We start from the raw sequence: 23,510 nt of genomic DNA on the forward strand, positions 1-23,510 counted from the left end.
ATCTGAGGCCGGCAGGCGGACCGAGCAGGGTATGGCAAAAGGCTTCAAGGACTGGTGTCACCTGGCCATGTTGCCATCTCGGCGGGCTGCGTAATCTACACCTATCAGCGGCGCAGGATGCGCAGCTCTGAGGTCACGGATGAAGACCAGGCCAGGATGGCGCCTGACAGGATGTTGGGATGGTCGCAACAAAGAACCCGCTTCGGCGGGTTTTTTGTTGGGCGCAATCTGAGGCCGGCAGGCGGACCGTGCAGGGTATGGCAAAAGGCTTACACGCCTTGGTGTCACCTGGCCATGTCGCCATCTCGGTGGGCTGCGTAATCTACACCTATCAGCGGCGCAGGATGCGCAGCTCTGAGGTCACGGATGAAGACCAGGCCAGGATGGCGCCTGACAGGATGTTGGGATGGTCGCAACAAAGAACCCGCTTCGGCGGGTTTTTTGTTGGGCGCAATCTGAGACCAGCAGGCGGACCGGGCAGGGTATGGCGAAAGGCTTACACGCCCTGGTGTCACCTGGCCATGTTGCCATCTCGGCGGGCTGCGTAATCTACACCTATCAGCAGCGCAGGATGCGCAGCCCTGAGGTCACGGATGAAGACCAGGCCAGGATGGCGCCTGACAGGATGTTGGGATGGTCGCAACAAAGAACCCGCTTCGGCGGGTTTTTTGTTGGGCGCAATCTGAGACCAGCAGGCGGACCGGGCAGGGTATGGCGAAAGGCTTACACGCCCTGGTGTCACCTGGCCATGTTGCCATCTCGGCGGGCTGCGTAATCTACACCTATCAGCAGCGCAGGATGCGCAGCCCTGAGGTCACGGATGAAGACCAGGCCAGGATGGCGCCTGACAGGATGTTGGGATGGTCGCAACAAAGAACCCGCTTCGGCGGGTTTTTTGTTGGGCGCGATTCAAGGACAGCGGGCGATTAAGGTCCGGGTTCCGCAGCGATGCGGTTGCGACCGGCGTTCTTGGCCGCATAGAGCGCCCGGTCGGCGCCTTCGGTGAAGGTGTAGGCATCCATCCCGGTCCTGTAGGTAGCGATACCAACGCTCAGGGTCACCGCGCGCCGTGACCAGGCATGGTTGGCGACGGCAGCCCGACAACGCTCGGCCACCAAGTGGGCCGCGGTGAGATCGGCACCCGACAGCAGGATGGCGAATTCCTCGCCGCCGTAGCGAAAGCAGGCGTCATTGTCGCGACAGCTTTGTAGCAGCAACTGACTGACCGTCTGCAATGCGGTATCACCGGCCTGGTGGCCAAAGGCGTCGTTGTAGGTCTTGAAGTGATCGACGTCGATCAGCAGCATGGACAACGGCGTGCCCTGGTCCTCGGCGCGCCGCAGATGCTCCGCCAGGCGCAGGTCGAAGGCGCGTCTGTTGAACAGACCGGTCAGGGCATCGGTGACGCTGCGTTGCTCGGCGGCCTGCATCATGTCCAGCAGTTGGCGCTGCGAGGCCTCCAGCATGTGCTGTTGCTCGATATGCTCGGTGACGTCCACCGACAGCCCCGCCAGGGCGATGCCCTGCCGTGTGACCAGGGGAAACTTGTAGGACTGCCAGAAGAGGCGTCGACCATCCGGGGCCGTCATGCGCTCGACGAGTCGGCTCGGCTTGAGTTCGTTCATCACCTGCTCGTCGACCTGGCGGAAACGTGGCGCTGCCTCTGGCCAGATGGTGAAGTCGTCCTGGCCGAGGACCTCGTCACGGGTCAGTTCCAGCTGCTGCAGGAAGGGCTCGTTAACATAGCGGTAGCGCCAGTCGCGGTCCTTGATGTAGGCGATGAAGGGCCCGTTGTTCATGAAGGCGGAAAAGTTGATGTCCAGTTCTTCCAGCTGGCGCAGGGTCTCGCGCTGTTGCAGCAGAATGATGACCTGCCGAGCCAGCCGTTGCAGGTTGTCGACCTGAGCCGCCTCGAACCGCCGGACCCGGTCGTCCATCACGCAGAGGGTGCCGAGGGCGACCCCGTGCCGGTCGAGCAGGGGAATGCCCAGGTAGGCGCGCATCCGTTCCAGCCCGGGTGCCGCCCTAAGGTGTGAGACGCGCGGGTCCCTCTGCAGATCCTCTACCAGAAAAGGCTGGCGAGGGGTGCGGATCGCCAGGTGGCAGAGCGAGGCGTCGGCCGGTACCTCGGCTACCGTAATGCCCTGGCAGGCCTTGAACCAGAGACGCTGCCGATCGGCCAGGGTGATGAAGGCCACCGGCGCCCGAGTCAGTTGGCAGGCCAGGGCGACGATGTCCTCGTAGGCGGCTTCGACACCGCTATCGAGAATCTGCAGCTCGCTCAGGGCGTGGAGACGCTGGGCGTCATCGGGGTGAGTCATGCGGGCTCGCGAAGGCGGGGTCTCTGGCTAGAGCATAGTATCCAGGGCGACAGAGGAAAACTGTAGCCTTGCTGCAGTTCGCCCAGGCGCCGGTCGCTCCCGGCGCCTGGGCGTTAGCGGACTAGCGGCGGGGTTGCAGCAGCAGCGCCACCAGGGCGCTCCAGCCGGTCTGGTGGGAGGCCCCGAGTCCGCGGCCGTTTTCGCCGTGGAAATACTCGTGGAACAGCACCAGGTCGCGACTGCGCGGATCGTTCTGCAGTTGTGGATAGTCGACCATGCTCGGGCGTTTGCCGTCGGCGTCCTTGAGGAACAGCCGCGTCAGGCGCTGGCTGAGGCCGTCGGCGACCTCTTCCAGATTGGCCAGGTAGCCGGAGCCGCTGGGGTATTCCACCGAGAAACTGTCGGCGTAGTAACGGTGGAACTCGTGCAGCGACTCGATGAGCATGTAGTTGATCGGCATCCACAGTGGCCCGCGCCAGTTGGAGTTGCCGCCATAGAGGCGCGAATCCGATTCCCCCGGTTGATAGCGGGCGCTGAGCAGGTTGCCGTCGGCCTGGCGCATCTCGAAGGGTTGCTGTTCGTGGGCCTTGGACAGCGAGCGGATGCCGTATTCGGAGAGGAATTCGTTGTCATCCAGCATGCGCTTGAGCAGCAGCTTGGTACGGTGGCCGCGCAGCAGCGAGAGCAGGAATCTATTGCCCTGGCCGGGTTCGGTCCAGCGCGAGACCAGTCGGGCGAGATCCGGCCGCTGGCGCAGGAAGCCGCGCAGTCGTCCGCCGAGGCCGGGGAGGCCCTCGTGCTCGCGCTGTTCCAGCACCTGCACCGCGAACAGCGGGATGAGGCCGACGATGGACCTCAGGCGCAACGGCTCGGCACTGCCATCCGCCTTGTGCAGGACGTCGTAGAAGAATTCGTCCTGTTCGTCCCAGAGGCCGTCTTCGCGATCATCGCTGTGGTTGATGGCGCCGGCGATGTGCAGGAAGTGCTCGAAGAACTTCACCCCCAGATCGACGTAAACCGGATTTTCCTTGGCCAGCTCCAGGGCGATGCGCATCAGGTCCAGCGCATAGGCGGCCATCCAGGCGGTGCCGTCGGCCTGGTCCAGGTGATAGCCCTCCGGCAGGGGGGCCGAGCGGTCGAAGAGGGCGATGTTGTCCAGGCCGAGGAAACCGCCCTGGAAGATGTTGCGACCCTCGGTGTCCTTGCGGTTGATCCACCAGGAGAAATTCAGCAGGAGCTTGTGGAAGACGCGTTCGAGAAAGACCCGGTCGCCCACCCCGGTCAGGGACTTTTCCTGCAGGTAGACGTGCCAGGTGGCCCAGGCATGCACCGGCGGATTGGCGTCCTCGAAATTCCACTCGTAGGCCGGCAGCTGGCCATTGGGATGCATGAATCTGTCCTTCACCAGCAGCAGCAGCTGCTGCTTGGCGAAACCGGGATCGATCAGGGCGTAGGCCACCGCCTGGAAGGCCAGGTCCCAGGAGGCGTACCAGGGGTACTCCCATTTGTCCGGCATGGAGACGATGTCGAAATTGAGCAGGTGGCGCCAGTGGCCGTTGCGGATGCGCTGGCGCTGCGCCGGCGGCGTCGGCTGGGCCGGATCGCCATCGAGCCAGCGATTGACCTCGAAGTAGTAGAGCTGCTTGGACCAGAGCAGGCCGGCCAGGGCCTGGCGCTGCACCAGGCGCGCATCGGGATCGGCGATCTTTTCCTGCAGGGCGGCATAGAAGGCATCGGCCTCGGCGATGCGCTCGGCAAAGATCGCATCGGCATCCACCGACAGCGCATTGGTCGGCGCCAGGCGCAGGTAGACCACGGTCTTGGCGCCACCCTCCAGCTCCACGGCGAAATGAGCGGCCGCCTTGCTGCCGAAGTCGCGGCGGATCGCCTCGCGGGCGCCGCGCACCACGTAGTCGTTGATGCCGTCCTTGAAGGGGCCCTCGGCGGCTTCACCGGTCAGGCGCGGCAGGTTGGTTTCGTTGTTGCAGAACAGCCACTCGGCCTCGCGCGGGCCCCAGGCGCTGACCACCAGGTCGGGCCGGTCGAAATAGCTGGCGCGGACCTGGTCGCCTTCCAGGCTGAGCATGGAGCGCGGCGGGGTGCCGGTCCAGGCCCAGGTGTTGCGAGACCAGATCTGCGGTAGCACTCGCAGGCTGGCGGGTTCGGTCCCGCGGTTTTCCACGGTGATCCGCATGAGGATGTCGTCGGGGGTGTGCTTGGCGTATTCGACGGTGACGTCGAAATAGCGATCCTCGGCGAAGACGCCGGTATCGAGGATCTCGTATTCGCGATCCTCCAGGCCGCGCCGGGCGTTTTCCTCGGTGAGCTGGGCATAGGGAAAGGCGGCGTGGGGATACTTGTAGAGCATTTTCTGGTAGGCATGGCTCGGCACCCCGTCCAGGTAGAAGTACAGCTCCTTGACGTCCTCGCCATGGTTGCCTTCGGCGTTGGTCAGGCCGAACAGCCGTTCCTTGAGGAAGGGATCGCGCTCGTTCCACAGGGCGATGCCCAAGCACCATTGCTGAGCCTTGTCGCAGAAACCAGCGAGGCCGTCTTCGCCCCAGCGATAGGCGCGGCTGCGCGCATGGTCATGGGGGAAGTAGCGCCAGGCGTCGCCATCGGCGCTGTAGTCTTCACGGACCGTGGCCCACTGGCGCTCGCTCAGGTAGGGCCCCCACTGCCGCCAGGCGGCGGCATCGGTATCAGCCAGGCGCTGGCCTTCTCGGGTATGCAGGATGCCCGGGGCGGGATGTGCCGTCATCGTGTCTCCAGATTCAGGTAACGGTTAAGGCTCGAGGATAGATCACCATTGTGGCGTGCAACGACCTGCCTTGGCGTATCGCTGCAGTTTTTAGTGCCTGTCTGACCGGAAAAAATTCACGCCGTTGCGGTTTTCGTCACAGGGCCTGAGCGGGCGCAAGGGCTCTATACCGGGCAAGCGGCGGACGAAAAAAAGCCCCACGCCGGGTCGGGATGGGGCCTTCTGGTCATCGCGAAGCGCCCGCCGCTCGCGCAGCGGGCCTGGCAGCGATCTACAGCGCCATGTCGTTGGCGGCCTTTTCGGCGCGCGGGGCGCTGGCGGTGGCCTTGGCGTTCTCGGTGCCGGTGGCGACCGGCGGGGTGGCCAGTTGCAGGACTTCGGCGGTGTAGTTCCACTCCTGCTGCACGCGCGCCGGGTCGCTGTTCAGCTTGGTGCCGTAGCTGGGCACGATCTGGTGCAGCTTGGCTTGCCACTCCGGGGTCGCGACCTTGTCCTTGAACACCTTCTCCAGCACGCTCAGCATGATGGGCGCGGCGGTCGAGGCACCCGGGGAGGCGCCCAGCAGGCCGGCGATGCTGCCGTCCTTGGCCGCGACGATCTCGGTGCCCAGCTTCAGCACGCCACCCTTGTCGGCGTCGCGCTTGATGATCTGCACGCGCTGACCGGCCTGCCACAGGCGCCAGTCTTCCTTCTTGGCGTTGGGGAAGTACTCGCGCAGGGCGGCCATGCGGTCGTCATCCGACAGCATCAGCTGACCGGCGAGGTATTCCACCAGCGGGTATTCGGCCACGCCCACGCGGACCATCGGCCAGGCGTTGTGGGTGTTGGTGCTGGTCAGCAGGTCCAGGTAGGAACCCTGCTTGAGGAACTTGGTGGAGAAGGTGGCGAAGGGCCCGAACAGGATCACGCGCTTGCCGTCGAGCATGCGGGTGTCCAGGTGCGGTACCGACATCGGCGGTGCGCCCACCGACGCCTTGCCGTAGGCCTTGGCCAGGTGCTGCTGGGCGATCTCGGGGTTGTCGGTGACCAGGAAGGAACCACCCACCGGGAAGCCGGCGTAGTCGTTGGCTTCGGGGATGCCCGACTTCTGCAGCAGGTGCAGGGCACCGCCGCCGGCGCCGATGAAGACGAACTTGGCGTCGGTTTCGGTCTTCTTGCCGTCCTTGAGGTTCTTGTACTCAACGCGCCAGCTGCCGTCGGCATTGCGGGTGATGTTCTCGACTTCGCTGGACAGGTTCAGCTTGAAGTTCGGCTTGGACTGCAGGTTGGCGGCGAACTGGCGGGTGATTTCGCCGAAGTTGACGTCGGTGCCCAGCGGACTCCAGGTGGCGGCGATCTTCTGCTTGGGATCGCGACCTTCCATCATCAGCGGAACCCACTGCTTGATCTGCGCGGGATCTTCGGAGAACTGCATGCCGGAGAACAGCGGGCTGGCCTTGAGCGCCTCGTAGCGCTTCTTCAGGAAGGCGATGTTCTCGTCACCCCAGACGAAGCTCATGTGCGGGGTGCTGTTGATGAAGCTCTTCGGGTCCTTGAGGACACCGTTCTTGACCTGCCAGGACCAGAATTGACGGGAGATCTGGAAGGCTTCGTTGATCTCGATGGCCTTGGCGATGGTGACCTTGCCGTCCTTGTCTTCCGGGGTGTAGTTCAGCTCGGCCAGGGCGGAGTGGCCGGTACCGGCATTGTTCCAGCCGTTGGAGCTCTCGTCGGCGACCTGGTCCAGGCGCTCGACCATTTCCATGGTCCAGTTCGGCTCCAGCTCGTTCAGCCAGATGCCCAGGGTGGAGCTCATGATGCCGCCGCCGATCAGCAGGACGTCGACCTTCTTGGTGTCTTCGGCCTGTGCGGTGCCCAGGGCGGAGGCGATGGCGACGCCGAGCAGCGCGCCAGTCATTTTCTTCAGCATGTGATCTCTCGTTCGATAGAAGCTGGGTCTGCTTATCGAGTTTCGGTGCGGTGCGGCACCATGGCACATGGGGGGATGTGCAGTGGGCAAGGCAGAATGCAGCCGGAAACACGCAAGGGCAGGTTCTTTTCCCTCCACCGCCCCTCTCTCATGAGTCACCGGAGGAGTCGGAGCAAAAACGCAAGACGCGGCCTTGGCAGCGGCTGACCGGAGACAGAGGTCTCGGGCGCGGCTGCGTGCGCGTGGCGTAATTGTTGCCGGACATTTTAAAGGGAAGGGTTAGGGCTGCCTAGCCCGTAATTCATTGGCTTTGCCTATTAGCCTTTAGTCTAACCCTCTGTGACGACAGTCAAAGTCCCGCCAGCTGCCGCTCCGGGCGAACCGGAGCGGTCTGGACGGCTTTCCGCGAGCCGCCGGCGGCACCGACGAAAGCGGCCGGAAAGCCGCCGGAGGGTCGTCGTTCAAGTGTGGAGAGGTCGATCAGGCGAAGCGCCAGGCGAGAAAGCGACTCTGCTTCTGGCCCTGGGCCATGGCCACCACGCGACTTTCACTGACCTGTTCGCGGCGCAGTGCCGCCTGCAACGGCGGCAGATTGTTGACCTTGGACACCAGGCAGGTGAACCAGCCGACCTGACCGGCAAAGGCGCGACTCTCGCGGATCATCCGCTCGACAAAGACGGCCTCGCCCCCGGGGCACCAGAGTTCAGCCGCCTGGCCGCCGAAATTGAGCAGGGGTACCTGCTTGCCGGTGGTCTTGCCCAGGTTCTTCCACTTGCGCCGGCTGCCGCGCACGGCATCGTCGGGGCTGGCATGGAAGGGCGGATTGCACAGGGTGGCGGCGTAGCGCTCACCGGGTTGCAGGATACCGGCGAATATGGCCTGGGGATCCGGCTGGCGGCGCAACTCGATGGCGGCGGCGCAATCCGCATTGGCCGCCAGGGTGCGGCCGAAGGCAGCCAGCGCCGCCGGGGCGATGTCGCTGCCAACGAAATGCCAGCCATACTCCTTGAAGCCGATCAGCGGATAGACGCCATTGGCGCCCGTACCCACGTCCAGCAAGCGCGTCGTCGCACCCCGGGGAATCCGGCCGCCATTGCCCTCGGCCAGCAGGTCGGCCAGGTGGTGCAGGTAATCCGCCCGGCCGGGAATCGGTGGGCAGAGGAAATCGGCGGGGATGTCCCAATCGCGCACGCCATGGTGCAGCGCCAGTAACGCGCGGTTGAGCGCGCGGACGGCCTGGGGATCGGTGAAGTCGATGGACAGATTGCCCCGCGGCGTCGGCGCCACGAACGGCCTGAGCGCCGGGCTCGTGCGCATCAGCGCTGGAAAGTCGTAGCTGCCCTGGTGGCGATTGCGTGGATGCAGGGGCGCAGGGCGGCCAGGAAGGGGGCGGCGGGGCGAGGTCATGAAGGCAGGCAGGGTGGAAAAGGGGCGGCGAGCCTAGCACAGCCACCCTTTTAGAGCCTGTTTTAAGTCTCGCGAGCCAGGTACAAACAAGGCGAAAATGCCTGAGGAAGCGGAGTTTACAGTCGGTAAATGAGCATTCCGGAGGCATTTTCAACGCCGTTTGCCCGACGCGCAGTAGGCTTTAAACAGGCTATACGGCTCACGCGGGCGTCGGGGCGTCTTCCGGCAGCACGCCGATCTCGCGCAGGTTGCGCCAGAAGGCGGCAGGGATGGGCGCCCGTAGCAGTTCGGCGTTCTGCCGGGCCCGCTCTGGCGTGCTGCTGCCGGGAATGGTGGCGGCCACGGTGGGATGGGCCAGGCAGAACTGCAGGGCCGCGGCGCGGATGTCCACCCCGTGATCCTGGCAGACGCCCTCGATTAGCTCGACCTTGCGGCGCAGTGCCGGCTCGGCTTCGGCATAGTTGTAGTGCTTGCCACCGGCGAGCAGGCCGGAGTTGTAGGGCCCACCCACCACGATGCCCACGCCGCGGCGTTCGCATTCGGGAAAGAGCGTGTCCAGGGCTTCGCGATGATCCAGCAGGGAATAGCGACCGGCCAGCAGGAAGGCATCGGGATCGCTCTGCTCCAGCGCCAGGCGGCAGGGTTCCACCAAGTTGACGCCCAGGCCCCAGCCCAGGATCAGCCCTTCCTCGCGCATCTCGGTGAGGGCCTTGGCCGCACCCTGCATGGCCTGGGCGAAGTAGTCGCGCCAGGCCGGGCCATGCTGGTCCTCGGACAGATCGTGGATCCAGACCAGATCGAGGCGGTCGGTCTTGAGGCGTTCCAGACTGGCCTCGATGGAGCGGCGGGCGCCGTCGGCGGAATAGTCGAGCACCCGCTTGAAGGGCAGTTCGTTGACGAACGGCGGCGCATTTTCCGGCCGGTCGGCCGGTTCCAGCAGGCGGCCGACCTTGCTGCAGAGGACGAAGTCGTCGCGCGGCTTGTCGGCCAGCACCTCGGCAAAACGTCGCTCCGACAGCCCGGCGCCATAGTGGGGCGAGGTGTCATAGAGGCGGATGCCGGCGTCCCAGGCGGCTTCGAGCGTCGCCCGGGCGTCGGCGTCGCCTACCTCGCGGAACATGTTGCCCAGCGGGGCGCCGCCAAAGCCGAGGGAGGGGATGTCGATACGCATGGGAAGTCTCCAGGGTGGTGCGTGTCTGCATCCCGACCGATGTCCCCAGACTCCTGTTCCCCTAGTCCGCCGGACGTAGCAGGGCCACCTCGGCGCAGGTGAGCGGACGATAGGCACCCTCGGCCAGGGCGGAATCCAGCGCCAGCTCGCCGATGCGGTCGCGATGCAGGGCGATGACCTCGATGCCGAAGCGGCCGAACATGCGCTTGACCTGGTGATAGCGGCCTTCGACCAGGGTCAGGAAAGCGCTGTGGTCGTCCAGCAACTCCAGCTGCGCCGGTTGGGTGGTGAGGTCCTCATAGGCGAAGTAGAGCCCTTCGGCGAAGGCGGCCACCAGCTGCGGCGGGATGACCTCGGCGGTGGTGACCCGGTAGCGCTTGGTCTGCCTGTGACGCGGATGACTGAGGCCGCGTGACCACTGGCCATCGTTGGTGAGCAGCAGCAGGCCGGTGGTGTTGAAGTCCAGCCGTCCGGCCAGGTGCAGATCGGCGCGCTGGTCCGGGGCGAGGCAGTCCAGCACCGTGGCATGGCGGGGGTCGACGGTGGCGCTCACGCAGCCGCGCGGCTTGTGCAGCATCAGGTAGCGACCGCCGGGGCCGTCCTGCAGCAGGCGCTCGTCGGCCTCGATGCGGTCGAAGGCGAACACCTCCTGCTCGGCCCGCAGGGTGGTGGTGCCGTTGACCCTTACCCGGCCCTCGGCGAGCAGGCGCCGCCCTAGTTGCCGGCCCAGCTCGGGTCGGTTGCCCAGCCAGCGGTCCAGGCGCATCAGCGAGGTTCGCTCGCGACGCCTGCCGCGCAGGCCGGGCAGAGGCAGCGGCGATCGCGCTCTTGCGCGGGCAGGCGGTCCAGGACGGCGGGATTGATCGGCGTCTGCAGGCACCAGCAGTCGCGGATCTCGCCCCCGGCCGCCAGGACGCAGCTGTTGGCCTGGCCGCACAGCGGGCAGCGGGTGGGATCGAAGGGGATGGGCGATGCGGCCATGGTGATCTCGTCGGGCGAAGCGGGCGGCAGAGTACCGGGAATTGCGACCTGGGTAACGTCCGCTACGCTGGGGGTCTGCGTACTGTCGCAACCAGGGTGCAAGCTGCATCCTAGCTCCGATCGTCGGACCACCCGAGGAACCCATGACAATAACTGCTCTGCGCACCCTGATCCGTACCCTCATTCCCGGCACCCTGCTGGTCAGCCAACTGGCCCTGGCCACCGAAGCCGATGTCGGCCAGACCCTGGCCCGCCAGGCCGGCATTCCCTGGCCGGCGGTGATCGCCCATCGCGGCGCCTCCTTCGACGCCCCCGAATCCACCGCGCCGGCCTACCTGGTGGCGCGGGAACTGGGCGCCGACTACCTGGAGCTCGACCTGCAGCGCACCAGGGACGGCCAGCTCATCGCCCTGCACGACGACACCCTGGAACGTACCACCGATGTCGCCAAGCGCTTCCCCGACCGCGCCAAGGCCCCGGTCAGCCAGTTCACCCTGGCCGAACTCAAGTCGCTGGACGCCGGCAGCTGGTTCAACCAGGCCCATCCCGACCGCGCCCGGCCAAAGTTCGCCGGACTCAGGATCCTTACCCTCGACGAGGTCATCGACATCGCCGAAGGCGGTCGCAACAAGCCGGGTCTCTACATCGAAACCAAGCAACCCAAGCTGTTTCCGGGTATCGAGCGCGACCTCAAGGCCAAGCTGACCCAGCGCGGCTGGCTCGGCAAGCCCAAGCCGGGTGCCACCGGCGTCGCCGCCATGCCCGGGCGGGTGATCCTGCAGACCTTCGAGAAGAGCAGCCTGGAGCTGTTGCAGAAGGAGATGCCGAAGACGCCGAAGATCCTGCTGCTGTGGCTGGGCGACGACTACATCCCGGCCAAGCCCGGGCCGAGCTACGCCGAGTCGGGCGAGGCCAGCAAGGCGGCCTACTACGCCAAGCAGCAGGTGCGCTCCGAAGGCGATTTCACCGCCTGGATCGAGTGGGCCAAGGCCCATGGCGCCATCGGCATCGGCCCCTCGGCGGCCCTGGAGGAGGGTGGCGACCAGAGCTATGCGGACCTGGTGAAGCCCTGGATGAACGACGTCGCCCACGAGCGGGGTCTGCTGGTGCATGCCTATACGGTGGACTCGGCGGTGGACTACGCGCGTCTCGCGCCCCGTGGCGTGGATGGCTTCTTCAGCAATCGCGCCGCCGAATTGCTGAAGTTCTATGAGCGTCCGGCCAAGCAGGCACCCGGTGCCCTGCTCAAGCAGCTGGGTTATTGAGTCCAGGCGGGGAGGCCTGCCGGTCTCCCCGTCGCCAACGGAGGCCTCCTCATGTCCCGCCATGCCTTCAACGGTGCCAAGCTGGCGCTGCTCTGCGCTGAGCAGATCCTGGTCTATCAGCGCGATGACAAGCCCGACATCCCCTGGCCGGCCCTCTGGGACCTGCCCGGCGGTGGTCGCGAAGACGGCGAGACGCCCGAGCGCTGCGCCCTGCGCGAGCTGGAAGAGGAATTCGGCCTGGTGCTGGACGAGGCGCGGCTGACCTGGGGGCGTTGCTATCCGCCGCGCCAACCCGGCTATCTGCCCAGCTGGCTGTTCGCCGGGCAGTTGCATCCCGCCGAACTCGCCGCCATCCGCTTTGGCGACGAAGGCCAGCACTGGCAGTTGATGAGCATCGCCGACTTCCTTGCCCATCCCCAAGGGGTGCCCCATCTGCAGGCGCGGCTGCAGGACTACCTGGGCGAGCGGGCGGAGAACGGACCGGCGTCTCTTAATCCCGGCTGAATGAACGCGCGATAACCGGGCGCGGCGCCTGGCCAGGGCTTAAGCTTTGTCCAGGCCCATCCGGGCCGTTCTGGAGATATCCCCCATGCGCCATTTCCTCTTGGCGTCGCTCTGTGCCCTGACCTTCACCGGCTGCACCGTCTACGACACGTCCCCGCGCTATTACAGCCGTCCGGCCCCTCCTGCGGCGGTCTTCTACGGCACGCCAGCCTATCCGCCGCCCGCGGTCATCGTGCGGCCCTATGGCTATGGCTACTACTATCGACCGGCACCGCCACCACCGCCTCACTGGGGTCCGGGTCCCGGCTGGGGACCGCCGGGCTGGGGGCCGCGTCCGGGTTATGGTCCGCCCGGCTGGGGCCCGCGCTACGGTCCGCGCTGGTAGCGGGTTTGACAGGGGCAGCCGGCTTTTCTAGGGTGCTGCCCTTGTCTTGACCAGGAAGCCTCGAATCGTGGACGACGATCGCATCAAGCTCGACCCTCAATGGAAAGCCGCGCTGCGCGACGAATTCGAGCAGCCCTACATGCGTCAGCTGAGCGAATTCCTCAGGCGCGAGAAGGCGGCGGGCAAGGTCATCCATCCGCCCGGGCCGTTGATCTTCAATGCCCTCAATACCACCCCTCTGGATCAGGTCAGGGTGGTCATCCTCGGCCAGGACCCCTATCACGGTCCGGGTCAGGCCCATGGGCTGAGCTTCTCGGTGCAGCCTGGGGTACCGGCGCCGCCGTCGCTGCAGAATATCTTCAAGGAACTCAAGCGCGACCTGAACCTGCCCATTCCCAACCACGGCTATCTGCAGCACTGGGCCGAGCAGGGCGTGCTGTTGCTCAATACCTCGCTGACCGTGGAACAGGCCAACGCCGGTTCCCACGCCAAGGCCGGTTGGCAGAGATTCACCGATCGCATCATCGAGGTGGTCAGCGCCGAGCGGGAGAACCTGGTGTTCCTGCTCTGGGGCAGCCATGCCCAGAGCAAGCAGACGCTCATCGATCCCCAGAAGCACCTGATCCTCAAGTCGGCGCATCCCTCGCCGCTGTCGGCCCACCGCGGTTTCATAGGCAACGGCCACTTCGGCCGCACCAATGAATTCCTGCGCAACGCCGGCCTCACCCCTATCGACTGGGCGCTGCCACCGCTGGCGTAGGAGGGCGCAGCCGGCCACGACCCTCGCGGTCAGGTCGCCCCTGCCGCGACTGTCCGAGACGGGCGCCGGTGGCACTGCAGGCACCAGCTCGTCCCGAGCATGAGCATGAGCAGGAGGATCGCCAGGGATTCCAGGCGAGTCGGCCAGCGCCCGCTCCAGAGAAAGCCATAGGTCAGCGAGGCCAGGGTCTCGATGACGATGGCCTGACCACTCAGGGTCAGGGGTAGCCGGCGGCTGGCCTAATTCCAGCAGGCGCCGCCGATGACCGAGGCAAGCAGCGCCACGCCGGCAGCCACCAGCAGCGGCTGCAGCCAGTCCGCCGGTCCCCGCAACGCCAGCTCTTCTCCCAGCAACCAGGGTGCGACCAGCAGTGCCTGGGCACCGGTCATCCCGCCCAGCAGCAGGCTCCAATCGTGGGCGCCGATCGGCGTCCTGGTCAGAAAGCGCGTGTTGACCACCGCGAACCAGCTCCAGGCCAGCAGGGCGCCACAGGCGCACAGCAGGCCCAGGGCAGGCCGCTCGCCAACCGCGGTGGTGGTCAGCGTCTCGTAGCTGATCAGGACCACGCCGAGCAGCGCGCAGCAGAGCGATGGCCAGAGGCGACCGAATCCCACAGCGCCCGCGTCGCGCTGCCCGGCCAGGGCCACCAGCAGCGGGATCAGGCCGACGATCAGGGTGGTCGCCGCGATACCGGCCTGCTTCACGCCCACGCCGACCAGAGTGTAGTAGCCCAGGTTGCCGATCAGGCTGAGCCAGAACAGGCGCGTGCCGTCGGCCCAGGTCAGCTGCCTGCGCAGTCGGCGCCAGCAGGGCAGCAACAGCCCGAGTGACACCAGTCCGTAGCAGAGAAAGCGCAGCACGGCGAACTGGGCGCCGCTCAGGTCAGGGACCAGCGCCGGGGCCAGAAATATCACGCCCCAGCACAGGCCTGCCGCCAGCCCGTAGCCGATACCCACTGCCGACAGTTCTCGTTCCTGCATCGCGCCGTCTCCACCGATTCGACACCAGTGTGGTGACGGCGACCTGGACCGGTCTTGCGCGAGACTGCGGGGTTTTTTACCTGGACTGCGTACCTGGACTGCCTACCCCGGCAGTCGCTGACCGCGCCGCCAGGCGGCCGGGCTGATGCCCTGGCGGCGGGTCATGGCGCGGGTCAGGGCGGCCTGGTCGGAAAAGCCGACGCGCAGGGCGATGTCGGCGATGAGCAGGCGGCTGTCGGCGAGCCAGCGCTGCGCCTGGCGCAACCGCAGGTCGGTGAGCCAGGCCTGGGGCGTCTGGGCGAAACGCTGGTGGAACAGCAGGTGCAGCCGGGTCAGCCCCAGGCCCGCCAGGCGGGCCATGGCCGCATTGTTCCAGTCCCCCGCGGGCTGGGCCTCCACCTGGACCAGCAGGCGATCGAAGGCCGCGCTGGCGGTAGCGGCGGTGAGCGAGGCGAGCAGCAGACGGGTGAGTTCGGGCGCGTGTTGGTCGAGGGTGTCAGGCGAGGTCAGCTCGGCGAAGGCGATCAGCTGGCGGGTCGCAGGCGGAATCGCCAGGCCCGGCTGCCGTAACGCGCGATCCAAGAGCGGAGCAGGCAACCAGTCGGCCGCGCAGTCGATCACCAGAAAGCGGCTGCCTGGCTCGGATTGCTGGGCATGACCGCAATCGGGCGCCACCAGGGCCGCGAGACCGGTATGCAACCGCGTCCCGGTACGCCCGGCGAGCTCCAGCTCCATGCCGCCCTGGATGGGCAGCACCAGCTGCGCGAAGGCATGGGCATGGGGCTGGTGTTCGCCCTGATAGCGCTTGATGGCGAGACGGGGAGTCAAGGCGCACCTCGGTAGCGAAGCGGGGGGTCGAGAGCCTTGATCCTAGCATGCCGCCCCGGGCCCTACGGACCTCAACGCACCGGCTGCAGCGGCAACTCCACTTCGCCACCATTGCTCAGGTCCACGGCCACCGGCTCCTGGGTCAGATACAGCGGGCGACCGCCGAGTAGGATGCGCCCGCTAAGCAGATAGCGCTCGCCGCTCTTGACCTTGGCCGGGGCGTAGTCAAGGCGGAAGGGCACCTGGCCGGGCTGCTTGACGAACAGGGTGCGCTGGGCCAGGCGACCGGCAGGGGTGTCGCCGGCACTGGCGCTGTAGAGGCTGACGGTGAGCTTGGCGGTGGGCGGCACCGGCTCGTTGGCGGTAAAGGTGGCCTGGCCGCTGAGGCTGGTCATGCTCGGCTGGGCCGGCACGCCAGGCGTGGTGGTCTGCGGCTGCTCGGTGGGCGGCAGCGGCTGGCCGGCGGGCGGCGGTGGCGTCGCGGGACCGGGGCGCAGCCCGCTACAGGCGCTGAGCAGCAGCGAGGTGGCGAGCAGGGTGGCGATTCTTTTCATGGGTAGATCCTGGACTGAAATCGACTGCTGTGACCCATGGACGCCGGCTTAGTTGCCGGCGACCGCAGGGGATTCGGGATCCGGCAGGTCGGGCGCATCGGGTCGGTCCAGCGCCACCTGACGAATCGACAGGCGGATCTCCGCCGGCAGCACCCGCTTGCCGGCGCCTTCGGCCAGTTCGCCGAGCAATTCGTGATGGCCCAGGGTGCCGTCGTCGGCCTTGCGCAGCACACCCTCGGCCAGCAGCGTCTGGATGAAGTGGCGAAACAGCGACTTGTCGAAGAATTCCGGCGCATTGAGGCCATGCAGCACCGACAGCCGCTGGGCCATCACGGTGCAGAGTTCTTCCAGTTGCGGCGCGGTCAGGCTGTTCTGGCCGTGGTTGAGGATCAGCGCGGTGGTCATGTAGTAGCGCTGCAGGGTCTGCAGGATGGCCCGCGCCAGCAGGGTGAGGCGGACGAATTGCCGCGAGCTGGGCGCCGCACGCACGAAGACGTCGTCCTCGATGCGCAGCAGGCCGCGCTCCACCATGGCCTCCAGCCAGCCGTCCAGCACCAGGGGCAGCTCCTCGCGCTCCCAGTGGATGAACAACTCGGCCTGCAGATAGGGATAGAGCGCCAGGGCGAATCTGTGGATCAGCTCGCGGGTCATGCGCCCGGTGTTCTGGAAGAAACTGGCGATCAGCGCCGGGATGGCGAAGAGGTGCAGGACATTGTTGCGGTAGTAGGTCATCAGCACCGCGTTCTGCTCGTCCAGGTAGAGGATGCGTCCCAGGGCGTCCTGCTGCTCGGAGAGGAAACCCAGGGCGCGCACCTCTTCGATGATCGCCTGGCCGTCGCCCTCGGGCAGGGTGACGCTGGTGGAGTAGGGCACCCGCTTCAGCAGATCCAGATAGAGGTCGATGGCGCGTACCAGGGCGCCTTCGTCGAGGGCCTGGCGGTTGGTCGAGAGCAGCGCCAGGGCCACCAGGTTGACCGGGGTGACGGCCGCCGCGGCATTGATGCGGCGGACCACCCGCTCGCCCAGTTCGTGGGTGACCGAGTTGAACCAGGCGGGCTTCAGGTCTTCGTCGAGGGGTTCGTCGCGCCAGCCCGGACGGCGGGCATCGAGGAAGCCTTGCAGCGGGATGGGCTCGCCGAAGTTGACCCAGACCCGACCGAAGCGCTGGCGCAGGGCGCCGAAGACCTTGACCAGGTCGAAGATGGATTCCTTCTTCTTGGCCGCGCCGCGCAACTCGCCCAGGTAGGTGCGGCCCTCGAAGACCTTCTCGTAGCCGATGTACACCGGTACGAAGACGATAGGGCGCCGCGAATCGCGGAGGAAGCTGCGCAGGGTCATGGCCAGCATGCCGGTGCGTGGCTGCAGGGTCCGTCCGGTGCGCGAGCGACCGCCCTCGACGAAGTATTCGGTGGAGAAGCCGCGGCTGAACAGGCTGTGCAGGTATTCGTTGAACACCGCCGCATAGAGGGCGTTGCCCTTGAAGCTGCGCCTCATGAAGAAGGCCCCGCCACGGCGCAGGATGTTGCCCACCACCGGCATATCCAGGTTGATGCCGGCGGCGATGTGCGGCGGGGTCAGGCCGTTCTGGAACAGCAGGTAGGACAGCAGCAGGTAGTCGATGTGGCTGCGGTGGCAGGGGACGTAGACCACGGTATGACCGGGCGCCATCTCCTGGATCCGCTCGATGTGGCTGACCGTGACGCCGTCATAGATGCTGTTCCAGAACCAGCGCAGGCCGACGTCCAGGCAGCGCACCACCGGATAGGAGAAGTCCGAGGCGATCTCGCGCGCATAGTGCGCCGCCTCGTCTTCGATGCGCCCGGGGGTAGCCTTGCGCTGGGCGATCTCGTGGGCGATGGTCGCCCGTACCTGGGGCGCGCGGAGCAGGCCGCGCAACAGGGTACGGCGGTGCGACAGGTCCGGGCCGATCACCGCCTGGCGCACGTTGCGGAAGTGGATGCGCAGCTGCCGCATCACCAGGCGCTCCAGGCGTTGCGGATCGGGACGCTGGCTGGCCAGTTCGCCCAGCGACAGCGGCTTGGAGAATTGCACCCGGGTCAGCCGGCCCAGCACCAGGATGCGCGCCAGCTTGCGCAGCCGTCCGGTCACCACCCAGTTGTCCGCCCAGAGCAGTTTCCAGGGACTGGTCTCGCGATCCGGCGACTGGCCCCAGAAGACGCTGACCGGTACCAGCTGGACGTCTTCCAGCCGCTGCTCGGTCACCGCGGCCACCACCCGGCGCAGGGTAGGGGGTACCGAGCGCCGGGCGGGGCGGCCGCGCCAGTTCGCCTTGCCGGTGGCGTTGAAGTAGGCCAGTGGCTCTGTCTTGCTACCCAGCACCAGCGGGCGCAACGGTCGCGGCAGGCCGGCCTTGCGGCATTCCCGGTCGAGCACCGCCAGATCGCTCAACGAGGCCTCGGGGAGGACATAGAGCACCGGCCTGGCGGGATCGATGCGGCTGAGCAGGCTGGCCGCCTGGGTGGTCTCGGAGCGGACCCAGAGATAGAGCAGGCGCTTGAGCAGCGAGAAGGCCAGCAGGCGCAGCGGCGAACGGGTCATGGAGGGCTACCGGAGTGACGGGGCGGCAGTGTGCCGGATGGCCTGGTGGGCGTAAAACCGCCCGTGTTGTTCTCTCTTCGACCCGGCAGTCGGCGGCTTGTCCCCGTTGTCGAAAAAATGCCGCTCAGATCGTCGAAAACCCGGCGTTGGCGCGGCTTTCAGCCATGCTGGCACTTTGCGTAAAGAACGTTGCTTTTGCCGGGAAAGCCATGCTTTATAAGGCATCGGCAGGTTCTTGCCGATGGTCGGAATCGGGCTGTCAGCCTGGCGACCGGTCCGGCGAGCGATCTGTACCGATACAACAAAGCAACCCGAGCGCCCAGCTTGTGGCGAGCGGGGATAGGAAATCCAGAAAGCTTCGGAGAGATGTGATGGGTGAGCAACGCGAAACCGGGACCGTCAAGTGGTTCAATGACGCCAAGGGATATGGATTCATTCAACGCGAAGGCGGTGCCGACGTGTTCGTTCACTACCGCGCCATCCGCGGTGAAGGTCATCGTTCCCTGAACGAAGGCCAGCAGGTGGAGTTTTCGGTGATCGAGGGCCAGAAGGGTCTCCAGGCCGAAGACGTCGCCAAGGTCTAGATCCGTTGCGCGAGGAGCGCAAGGCTCCTCGCGCCTTCAGTTCACTCGGTGCGCCAGACAATCTCTTCGACGCCCGCGTCCGTCACCTTCAGCCAGCGATCGGCGGCTTCTTCCTCTTCTTCCTCGCTCCAGCCGCTCGGGGCGCAGCGCACCTGTACCTGGAGGGCTGCATAGGCATCGCGGGCGCAGGCCAGGTCATCCACCCAGGGCGACACATCGCTTTCCAGCAGCAGGCTGTGCCACTTGCCGACTGCCTTCGGCAGCCAGGTCACCGGAATCGACTCGCCGCCATAGCGCAGGGTGCATTTGAAGGTCTGTCCGTGCGCCTGCCAGACGCAGGGCATGGCGAACACCTGTTCGAGCCAGGCCGAGATGGCGTCCTGATCGACGTCCTTGAGGTAGATTTCGATATCGGGCTGGCGCATGGGGCTTAGGCTCCGGATTTGATGATCCAATCGTAACGTACTGCCACCCGCACCTCGAAGGGCTCGGCCAGGACCCGCTCGCGGCGCTTGGCGTTGACGCGCCAGCCGTGGGGCGTCATGGCCAGCAGGTCTTCGCGGGTCTGGCGCTCAGCCAGTGGCAGCACGAATTCGAGCCGCTCGCTGTGGGCCAGTTCCAGGCCCGGCGGCAGATCCTGCAGGTGCTTGTCTTCGGCATAGTCGCGCACCTCGTCATAGAGCCGCTGGCGCAGCTCCAGCAGGTGGGCGCTGGCCGGCCCCAGGCGCAGGATGCCGCCGCCGGGTGCCAGCACGCGCCGGGCTTCGCTCCAGTCGATGGGGCTGAAGACGCTGGCCAGCAGCTGGCAACTGGCGTCCGGCAGCGGCAGGCGCGCCATGCTCGCCACCAGCCAGGTCAGCGCCGGGGTACGCCGGCAGGCGCGGCGCACCGCCTCGCGGGAGATGTCCAGGGCATAGCCGTCGGCGGCGGGCAGGGCCTGGGCCAGGCGCGCGGTATAGAAGCCTTCGCCGCAGCCCACGTCGATCCAGCGCCGGGGCGCGCGTTCGGCGGCCAGGTGCGCCAGGCGCTCGGCCAGGGGCGCATAGTGACCGGCATCGAGAAAGCGTCGGCGTGCCTCGACCATGGCGGCGTTGTCGCCCGGGTCCAGGCTCTTCTTGTGTTGCACCGGCAGGAGATTCAGATAGCCCTGACGGGCGCGGTCGAAGCGATGGCCGGCGGCGCAACCGACGCCACCCTCGAGTTCGGCCAGCGGGGCCTGGCAGAGCGGACAGGTCAGCTTCATGCCAGCAACCGTACCAGGGTGCCGTAGTACACCTCGGTCAGCAGATCCAGGTCGCTGGCCAGGACGTGCTCGTCCACCTGGTGAATGGTGGCGTTGACCGGACCCAGTTCCACTACCTGAGCGCCCAGGGTGGCGATGAAGCGACCATCCGAGGTGCCGCCGCTGGTGGAGGCTTCGGGGCGATAGCCGGTGACCGCTTCCACGCTGGCCGAGACGGCGTCGAGCAGGTCGCCCGGCTCGGTGAGGAAGGGCAGGCCGGACAGTGACCAGTCGATGTGCCAGTCCAGGCCGTGGCGATCAAGGATGGCCTCTACGCGGGCCTGCAGGCCTTCCACCGTGGATTCGGTGGAGAAACGGAAGTTGAACAGCGCCTGCAGTTCGCCCGGCACCACGTTGCCGGCGCCAGTGCCGGAATTGAGGTTGGAAATCTGGAAGCTGGTGGGCGGGAAGAAGGTGTTGCCCTCATCCCACTGCTCGGCGGCGAGATCCGCCAGGGCCTGGGCCGCCAGGTGGATGGGGTTGCGTGCGAGGTGCGGATAGGCCACATGACCCTGCTTGCCGCGCACGGTCAGGCGGCCGTTGAGCGAGCCACGGCGTCCGTTCTTGACCACGTCACCCAGCAGGCGGGTGCTGGAGGGTTCGCCGACGATGCACCAGTCCAGGCGCTCGCCACGCGCGCGCAGGCGCTCCACCACGGCGCGGGTGCCGTGCAGGGCCGGGCCTTCCTCGTCGCTGGTGATGAGGAAGGCGATGGCGCCATGGTGATCGGGATGGTCGGCGACGAAGCGCTCCACGGCGATGATCATGCTCGCCAGGCTGCCCTTCATGTCGGCGGCGCCCCGACCGCGCAGCATGCCGTCGGCATCCACATGGGCATTGAAGGGGGCTTGCTGCCAGGCCTCCAGCGGGCCGGTGGGCACCACGTCGGTGTGACCGGCGAAGCACAGCACCGGACCCTCGCCGCCACGCCGCGCCCAGAAGTTGTCCACCTCTTCGATGCGCAGGGGTTCGAGGGCGAAGCCCAGGCGCTCCAGGCGCTGCATCATCAGGGCCTGGCAGCCTTCGTCCAGCGGCGTAACCGAAGCCCGGCCGATCAGGTCGCAGGCGAGTTCCAGGGTGGGGGTGAGGGCGGTGGTCATGGCGGGTCCCGGGAGGCAGCTAGGGTTCAGGGGGAGCGGTATGGTAAAGGAAAACCTATACTGTGGCTTTTGTGGAAAGCCTTCATGACGTTCGATGAACAACGCTTCGGCGGGATCGCCCGGCTCTATGGGCAGGAGGCCGTCGAGCGCCTGGCCGCCAGTCATGTCGCCGTGGTCGGCATCGGCGGGGTGGGTTCCTGGGTCGCCGAGGCCCTGGCGCGCAGCGGTGTCGGTCGCATCAGTCTGTTCGATCTGGACGACGTCTGCGTCAGCAACACCAATCGCCAGGTACATGCGCTGGAAGGGCAGGTGGGGCGGCCCAAGGTCACGGTGATGGCCGAGCGCATCCAGGCCATCAACCCGGCCTGCGCGGTCAAGGCGGTGGCGGACTTCGTCACCCGCGAGACCATGGCCGACTACATCACCGAAGAACTCGACCTGGTGCTGGACTGCATCGACAGCGTGGCCTCCAAGGCGGCGCTGATCGCCTGGTGCAAGAGACGCAAGATCGCCATCGTCACCACCGGCGGCGCCGGCGGTCAGATCGATCCCACCCAGATCCAGGTGGTCGACCTCAATCGCACCTACAACGACCCCTTGGCCTCGCGGGTGCGCTCGCTGCTGCGTCGCGACTACGGCTTCTCGCGCAATCCCAGCCGCCACTACAGCGTGCCCTGCGTCTTTTCCACCGAGCAGCTGCGCTATCCCAAGCCGGACGGCAGCGTCTGCCAGCAGAAGAGTTTCGTCGGCGAAGGCGTCCGCCTGGACTGCGCTGGCGGCTTCGGCGCGGTGATGATGGTCACCGCCACCTTCGGCATGGTCGCCGCGGCCCGCGCCGTGGACAAGTTGATCCAGAAACCCAGGGGGTAGGGCTTTTCGTCGGTTGGGTGGAGCTCGGCGAAGCCCAACCGACGTTCAGCTATGTAGATACCGTCTTCGCCCCTCAGTGTGCAATCGCTAAAGCAGGATCGAAAGGCTTGCCCGATTTGAGCACGCCATAGGCGATGGTCAGCAGCTTGCGCATGGCGGCACAGACGGTTTGTTTACCTTTCTTCCCCCTGGTTTTCAGACGCTCGGCTTGCGCCTTGATAGCCGGGTTGTAGGTCAGCGCCACGACGGCGGGTAGGTATAGCGCACTTCGTAAGCGGACCGATCCCATGCGCGAGATGCCGGTATGGCCGCGGTAAAGACCTGATTCCTGTAGGCGTGGGTTCAAACCGGCAAAGGCGGTCACGGCGCGGGCATCGGCGAAGCGACCGATATCGCCGAGCTCCGCCAGGATCAGGGCGGCGGTCTTGTCGGCGATGCCGTCTATGCTCACCAGCAGATCACGTTTGCCGCGCAGGTCCGGGTCATCGTCGATATGCCGTTTGATCTGTTCGAGCGTCCAGGCGATCTGCTCATCGAGCCGCTGCACGACCGCCTGGATCGAGTTTTGGACTTTTTCCGGGCTGACCTCGAGCCGATTGAGCTCCATCTGCCGTAGCGATTGGAGATCCTCCAGGCGCCGGGTCAGCGCGCGAAGCGTGCGGATGGACACAGGCTCCGGGTGCCAGGCCCGCAGGCTGTCTTCATGCCGCTGGCCATAGGTGGCGATCAGCTTGGCGTCGAGTTTGTCCGTCTTGCTGCGCTGCAATTGGCTTTGCGCATAGCGAGCGATCTGTGCCGGATTGAGCACGGCGATTCGGTAGCCCAGCGCATGGAAATGCTCGGCGAGCGCTTCGTGATAGGTGCCCGTGGCCTCCATCACGATCCAAGCGCCTGGCTCGGCATGCTGTTGCAGCCAGTCGGCAAAGACCGCGAAGCCTGACGGATCGTTGCTCAGCCTGCCCTTGGTCCGGTGCTTGCCATTGGATTGCAGGACCGCCAGATCGAAGCTGCGCTTGGCGATATCAACACCGATTACGGCCATGATGTCTCCTCCTTCAGATGCGACACGATCACGTCATCCCGTCCAACCTTGTGCAATACGAGCTCTGGAGGCTCTAGATACCGTTCGGACTCGGGGATGGGTGTGGAGGAGGCGACCTATCTACGTTGCAAGCTCAAAGGCTTAAGGGTGGACACGGCCTGCCATCCTCCCCCGATGATCAGTCGGGGACTATGCCCCCCTAAGGAGGCTGTCGTCGAGATACAAGGGTGGACAACGGCGCAGCCTT

The 23,510-nt window shown here is 66.3% G+C and carries 20 protein-coding genes and 1 pseudogene; 6 read left to right on the plus strand and 15 right to left on the minus strand.

Annotated features, from left to right (window positions below):
• Positions 1-926 precede the first annotated feature (926 nt).
• The 7 genes from AABM56_RS05130 to AABM56_RS05160 form a co-directional block, all read right to left on the minus strand.
• Positions 927-2,321 (minus strand): diguanylate cyclase, encoded by a 1,395-nt coding sequence (locus tag AABM56_RS05130; protein WP_347883883.1) that lies wholly within the window; start codon positions 2,319-2,321, stop codon positions 927-929.
• A 121-nt stretch (positions 2,322-2,442) separates the two neighbouring features.
• Positions 2,443-5,082: a glucosidase gene (locus AABM56_RS05135; RefSeq protein ID WP_347883884.1), complete on the minus strand. Its 2,640-nt coding sequence runs from the start codon at positions 5,080-5,082 to the stop codon at positions 2,443-2,445.
• A 271-nt stretch (positions 5,083-5,353) separates the two neighbouring features.
• Positions 5,354-6,991 (minus strand): malate dehydrogenase (quinone), encoded by a 1,638-nt coding sequence (gene mqo / locus AABM56_RS05140; RefSeq protein ID WP_133862924.1) that lies wholly within the window; start codon positions 6,989-6,991, stop codon positions 5,354-5,356.
• Positions 6,992-7,471: 480 nt separating this feature from the next.
• On the minus strand, positions 7,472-8,398 hold the full coding sequence (gene rlmF / locus AABM56_RS05145) for a 23S rRNA (adenine(1618)-N(6))-methyltransferase RlmF (RefSeq protein WP_133862925.1): 927 nt from the start codon (positions 8,396-8,398) through the stop codon (positions 7,472-7,474).
• A gap of 199 nt (positions 8,399-8,597) precedes the next feature.
• The gene (locus AABM56_RS05150; RefSeq protein WP_133862926.1) at positions 8,598-9,569 is read right to left on the minus strand and encodes an aldo/keto reductase; all 972 of its coding nucleotides are present in this window, start codon (positions 9,567-9,569) and stop codon (positions 8,598-8,600) included.
• A gap of 61 nt (positions 9,570-9,630) precedes the next feature.
• The gene (locus AABM56_RS05155) at positions 9,631-10,335 is read right to left on the minus strand and encodes a pseudouridine synthase (RefSeq protein WP_347883885.1); all 705 of its coding nucleotides are present in this window, start codon (positions 10,333-10,335) and stop codon (positions 9,631-9,633) included.
• Positions 10,335-10,550, minus strand: coding sequence for a cysteine-rich CWC family protein (locus tag AABM56_RS05160; RefSeq protein WP_133862928.1), 216 nt, complete (start codon positions 10,548-10,550; stop codon positions 10,335-10,337). Before AABM56_RS05160 ends, AABM56_RS05155 begins: the two co-directional genes overlap by 1 nt.
• A 143-nt stretch (positions 10,551-10,693) precedes the next feature.
• Between AABM56_RS05160 and AABM56_RS05165 the strand changes: the two genes are divergently transcribed.
• The 4 genes from AABM56_RS05165 to ung all read left to right on the plus strand — a co-directional run bounded on the left by AABM56_RS05165 (position 10,694) and on the right by ung (position 13,464).
• Positions 10,694-11,815 (plus strand): glycerophosphodiester phosphodiesterase, encoded by a 1,122-nt coding sequence (locus AABM56_RS05165; RefSeq protein WP_133862929.1) that lies wholly within the window; start codon positions 10,694-10,696, stop codon positions 11,813-11,815.
• 51 nt (positions 11,816-11,866) lie between these two features.
• The gene (locus AABM56_RS05170) at positions 11,867-12,319 is read left to right on the plus strand and encodes an NUDIX hydrolase (RefSeq protein ID WP_133862930.1); all 453 of its coding nucleotides are present in this window, start codon (positions 11,867-11,869) and stop codon (positions 12,317-12,319) included.
• Positions 12,320-12,404: 85 nt separating this feature from the next.
• Positions 12,405-12,704 carry a hypothetical protein gene (locus AABM56_RS05175; RefSeq protein ID WP_007163043.1) on the plus strand — a complete coding sequence of 100 codons (300 nt, stop codon included), beginning with the start codon at positions 12,405-12,407 and terminating at the stop codon, positions 12,702-12,704.
• 64 nt (positions 12,705-12,768) lie between these two features.
• The gene (ung, locus tag AABM56_RS05180) at positions 12,769-13,464 is read left to right on the plus strand and encodes a uracil-DNA glycosylase (protein ID WP_133862944.1); all 696 of its coding nucleotides are present in this window, start codon (positions 12,769-12,771) and stop codon (positions 13,462-13,464) included.
• Positions 13,465-13,493: 29 nt separating this feature from the next.
• On the opposite strand, the pseudogene AABM56_RS05185 reads toward ung, so the two are convergent.
• The 4 genes and pseudogenes from AABM56_RS05185 to plsB all read right to left on the minus strand — a co-directional run bounded on the left by AABM56_RS05185 (position 13,494) and on the right by plsB (position 18,385).
• Positions 13,494-14,444: pseudogene (locus tag AABM56_RS05185) on the minus strand (DMT family transporter).
• Positions 14,445-14,546: 102 nt separating this feature from the next.
• Positions 14,547-15,272: a helix-turn-helix domain-containing protein gene (locus AABM56_RS05190; RefSeq protein WP_133862931.1), complete on the minus strand. Its 726-nt coding sequence runs from the start codon at positions 15,270-15,272 to the stop codon at positions 14,547-14,549.
• Between the two features lie 71 nt (positions 15,273-15,343).
• On the minus strand, positions 15,344-15,826 hold the full coding sequence (locus AABM56_RS05195; protein WP_133862932.1) for a YbaY family lipoprotein: 483 nt from the start codon (positions 15,824-15,826) through the stop codon (positions 15,344-15,346).
• Between the two features lie 48 nt (positions 15,827-15,874).
• On the minus strand, positions 15,875-18,385 hold the full coding sequence (gene plsB, locus AABM56_RS05200) for a glycerol-3-phosphate 1-O-acyltransferase PlsB (RefSeq protein WP_347883886.1): 2,511 nt from the start codon (positions 18,383-18,385) through the stop codon (positions 15,875-15,877).
• Positions 18,386-18,756: 371 nt separating this feature from the next.
• Between plsB and AABM56_RS05205 the strand changes: the two genes are divergently transcribed.
• Positions 18,757-18,969, plus strand: coding sequence for a cold-shock protein (locus AABM56_RS05205; protein WP_347883887.1), 213 nt, complete (start codon positions 18,757-18,759; stop codon positions 18,967-18,969).
• A gap of 41 nt (positions 18,970-19,010) precedes the next feature.
• On the opposite strand, the gene AABM56_RS05210 is transcribed toward AABM56_RS05205, so the two are convergent.
• From AABM56_RS05210 to dapE, 3 genes are read right to left on the minus strand one after another with little or no spacing between them, the layout of a single operon-like run.
• A complete protein-coding gene (locus AABM56_RS05210) occupies positions 19,011-19,394 on the minus strand; it encodes a hypothetical protein (protein WP_133862935.1) in 384 nt (127 codons plus the stop codon).
• Between the two features lie 5 nt (positions 19,395-19,399).
• A complete protein-coding gene (locus tag AABM56_RS05215; protein ID WP_133862936.1) occupies positions 19,400-20,212 on the minus strand; it encodes a putative RNA methyltransferase in 813 nt (270 codons plus the stop codon).
• The gene (gene dapE / locus AABM56_RS05220; RefSeq protein ID WP_133862937.1) at positions 20,209-21,351 is read right to left on the minus strand and encodes a succinyl-diaminopimelate desuccinylase; all 1,143 of its coding nucleotides are present in this window, start codon (positions 21,349-21,351) and stop codon (positions 20,209-20,211) included. Before dapE ends, AABM56_RS05215 begins: the two co-directional genes overlap by 4 nt.
• An 84-nt stretch (positions 21,352-21,435) precedes the next feature.
• Between dapE and tcdA the strand changes: the two genes are divergently transcribed.
• Positions 21,436-22,221, plus strand: coding sequence for a tRNA cyclic N6-threonylcarbamoyladenosine(37) synthase TcdA (tcdA, locus tag AABM56_RS05225; RefSeq protein ID WP_133862938.1), 786 nt, complete (start codon positions 21,436-21,438; stop codon positions 22,219-22,221).
• Positions 22,222-22,294: 73 nt separating this feature from the next.
• Here tcdA and AABM56_RS05230 read toward each other — a convergent pair whose 3' ends face one another.
• Complete coding sequence (locus tag AABM56_RS05230; RefSeq protein ID WP_309740940.1) at positions 22,295-23,263, minus strand: IS110 family transposase; 969 nt, start codon at positions 23,261-23,263, stop codon at positions 22,295-22,297.
• Positions 23,264-23,510: the final 247 nt, after the last annotated feature.

Origin of the sequence: Pseudomonas aestiva (genome assembly GCF_039908605.1) — a bacterium.
Classification (GTDB): domain Bacteria; phylum Pseudomonadota; class Gammaproteobacteria; order Pseudomonadales; family Pseudomonadaceae; genus Chryseomonas; species Chryseomonas aestiva.